Below are 3,585 nucleotides of genomic sequence, written 5' to 3'. Positions count from 1 at the left end.
CCTGTAAAATACAGAGAATTAGCAGCCTAGAACATAGTGTTTTTATTAAGTTCCCATTTTAAGGGTTCAGTGCCATTGATTACCCTGCTTTTTATGCCAATCTAACATGTGAAGAAAATTTAATATTACATGCTAGGTATCTTGGCATTAATACATTACATATAGATAAATTATTATCAATAGTAAATTTAAATAGTGCAAGAAATAAAAAATTTAAAAATTTATCAATGGGAATGAAACAAAGATTAGGTATAGCTAAAACATTAATTGGTAATTCTAACTTAATATTATTAGATGAACCTTCAAACGGTTTAGATCCTATGGGAATAAAAGATATAAGAGATATAATAATTAGTGAAATTAAAAACGAAAAAAGGGTTACTATAGTTTCTAGTCATATTTTAAGAGAATTATCAGAGTTTACTGATGTTTTTCTTTTTATTCAAAATGGAAAGCTGATAGCTCATTTGAGAAATAATAAAAGACATTATAGTCTTGTGGAAATAAATGATAGGACAAATAATTTGGATTTTAAAATTAATAATGAATATTCAATTATAAAAAGTAGTGGCCGTTTTTATATTTTAGGAGATTATAATGAGCTAGTTAAATATTACAATAATGCTAAAAAAATGACTTTAGAAGAAGTATATTTAAAAATTATGAGTATGAAGGTAGAGGAGGCTTATTTAAAATGATAACTTTTATAAAAAATGAAATTATTAAAATTAGAAGTGAAAGATTTATAATAATTGTTTTTTTATTAAGTTTACTACCTTTTATTATGAATATTGCTAATTTTTTTATTAATAATAAAGATTTATCGTTAATTGATGGTTTTTATTTTAGATTTTATAATCAATATTTCATGATAACGCCTATAGCTATAGGTATTATTGGATCATCTATATTCTATATAGAATTTAAAAACCATACTTTATTAAACTGGCTTTCTTATTCCAAAAATAAGTATAAATTGTTTTTTTCAAAATTTTTAGTATCTTTTTTATATTGTACTTTTCTCTATTTATTAAATTTAATTTTATTATTATTATTCTATTTTATTTTTGACGGTTTGTCTGAATCTTTAGTAATGATTATTATTAGTTTTACAGTCCTTAACTTACTCTTAACAACTTTCCTAATACCTCTATCTATTACTCTAGTTACTATATTCAATAATTATATTGTCTCATTAGTTATAATTATAGGTATTACGATGGTATCTCTGATTCTTATACCAGCACCATTTTCTAATTTGATACCTACCACTTTGAGTTATAGAGTTGGTTTAGATATTATAGATTCATCTATGGGATTTGAAAGTTCAAATGATATAATAGTAGGTATAATGTTACTTATTATAATATCAATAATATTTATTTTTACAGGAGTACGTAATTTAAAGATTAGGTAATTTGGTTGCATATAAAAATTGGTTCTGTTGCAAACTTGAAAATCATATAATATAGATACAAAGAAATGAAAAATAATAAAATCCAACCGAATAATCTGTTGATATAATAGTATATAATTTACTGCTTTTGCATAACTTTGTATATTAATTTAACTTTGCAACAGAACCCCGAAGCCTAAGTCATCTAATGTAAGGGTTCATGAAATATGGAGTGAGAAATGGAAAACTTTAGATGTGACTGAAGAAATAAGCATGACTGATGTTATAAAAAAGTGGAGAAGTTAAACAAATAATAAATTTAGGGTACACCCTAATCATACAAAATGGATTGTTGAATTGTCAGTAACTAGAATGTATGATTAGGGTGTATATTAATGATTGTTGGTTATGCGAGAGTCTTATCTATTGATCAAAATTTAGAAAGACAAATCGAAAATTTAAAAATATTTGGTGTTGAAAAATATTTACAGAAAAACAATCGGGAAAGTCAGTAGAAAACAGACCTATATTTCAAGAAGCACTTAACTTTGTGAGAATGGGCGATAGATTTGTAGTAGAATCTATGGACCGTTTAGGTCGTAATTATGATGAGGTGATCAACACAGTTAACTATTTAAAAGATAAAGAAGTTCAATTAATGATTACTAGTTTACCTATGATGAACGAAGTCATTGGTAATCCATTATTAGATAAGTTTATGAAAGATTTAATCATACAAATATTAGCAATGGTTTCAGAGCAAGAAAGAAATGAAAGTAAACGTCGACAAGCTCAAGGGATTCAAGTTGCGAAAGAAAAAGGGGTTTATAAAGGGCGCCCTTTACTTTATTCACCAAATGCAAAGGACCCTCAAAAACGCATTATTTATCATAGAATTGTAGAAATGTTAGAAGAAGGTAAAGCAATTAGTAAGATTGCGAAAGAAGTGAATATTACAAGACAGACGGTCTATAGAATTAAAAATAATAAAGGAGATTTATCTTGATAAATGAATTTTCGATGCAAATTAGAACTTCTCATAGTATCCTAAAACAGATAATCATAATCTATTATGAGCTTTTAATAATAAGACAAGAGAGTCCGGGACATAAAGTTTCTGGATAAGTTAAAAAAGACAATTTCTATATTATTTCAATAGAAATTGTCTTTTTTAACTTTATTTATTCCTCGAACGGACACTCGAGTGAAACCCAAAATAGCTTTCATAAATCCAAAACAGTTTCTACATCATTTTCTCTACCAGAAAATACAGATTGTGTTTAGGCATATAACACTATTTTCATATCATTTTGGGATGATACGATGTCGCGCCACGATGATGTCTAAATTCATCGAATTCAATATCGAGAATTGTTTCAACAATATCATTCACATATCATGTGTAGGAATAAGTACTGAAATTTCCATTGGTAGAGTAAGGTAAGTGATGTTATAATATTTATACTTAAGTTACCTCGTTAATTTAGTTTGTTAGTGTTTATTAAATTATACGAAAGGGTCTTATTTTTTTAAGTATTTCAATGTAAAATTACATATAAAGACAAAGTGTTTTGGAGAGACTCTTGAAAGAAGACAAGTTAAAGTTGTCCCCTAAGAAAGCGAGCCAACAATACGCAGTATTGTAAATAAAGAAGTCAGTAAATGGTTTTATTATAAATCCATTTACTGACTATTTTTCTAAGATTTATGTCTCAGAAATATAATTGCTTTTATAGATTGTGAATGATATTATTGTTTTATTAAAAAATAAAAGATTTTCAGATAGTAATAACATCAAATGATTTCTAATATGTGGAGGAAAATATGTCGAAAAAATCACAGAGATTTAAAGAAAGTTTTAGTGAAGAAAAAGCTAGAGTACGTTTGTATAAATCAGGTAAAAATTGGATAAAAGCAGGAATTAAAGAAATTCAATTACTGAAATTAATGGGTTTACCTTTTTATGGACAAAAAGAGATAAGTAAAGAAGAAATAAATACTAAAAATAATAACTTGAAGAAAAATACTTTGAAAACATCGGCAATTATTGGAGGAGCATTTACATTTAATATGTTAAATGATCATCAAGTGTTTGCTGCATCTGAAACGCCTGTAACTTCTGAAATAAGTTCAAATAGTACCACAATAGGGGACCAAAATTCAACTAAAGAAACAAAAGATAGTGCAGC

The 3,585-nt window shown here is 26.4% G+C and carries 3 protein-coding genes and 1 pseudogene; all 4 read left to right on the top strand.

Translation table 11 applies throughout. From position 1 onward, the window contains the following. Positions 1–74: 74 nt before the first annotated feature. Positions 75–698 (top strand): ATP-binding cassette domain-containing protein, encoded by a 624-nt coding sequence (locus AC2FB1_RS10935; protein WP_490675260.1) that lies wholly within the window; start codon positions 75–77, stop codon positions 696–698. Next, on the top strand, positions 695–1,417 hold the full coding sequence (locus tag AC2FB1_RS10930; protein ID WP_490675259.1) for an ABC transporter permease: 723 nt from the start codon (positions 695–697) through the stop codon (positions 1,415–1,417). The genes AC2FB1_RS10935 and AC2FB1_RS10930 overlap by 4 nt, the downstream gene beginning before the upstream one ends. Positions 1,418–1,791: 374 nt before the next feature. Beyond that, positions 1,792–2,402 (top strand): annotated as a pseudogene (locus tag AC2FB1_RS10925) (recombinase family protein). An 818-nt stretch (positions 2,403–3,220) separates the two neighbouring features. Then, positions 3,221–3,585, top strand: a 365-nt coding sequence (locus AC2FB1_RS10920) for a KxYKxGKxW signal peptide domain-containing protein (protein WP_490675258.1), incomplete at its 3' end; no start/stop codon positions are given.

The organism is Staphylococcus sp. CoH_129_LAB_1, from assembly GCF_058191515.1.
This window is presented reverse-complemented; position numbering and strand designations above follow the sequence as displayed.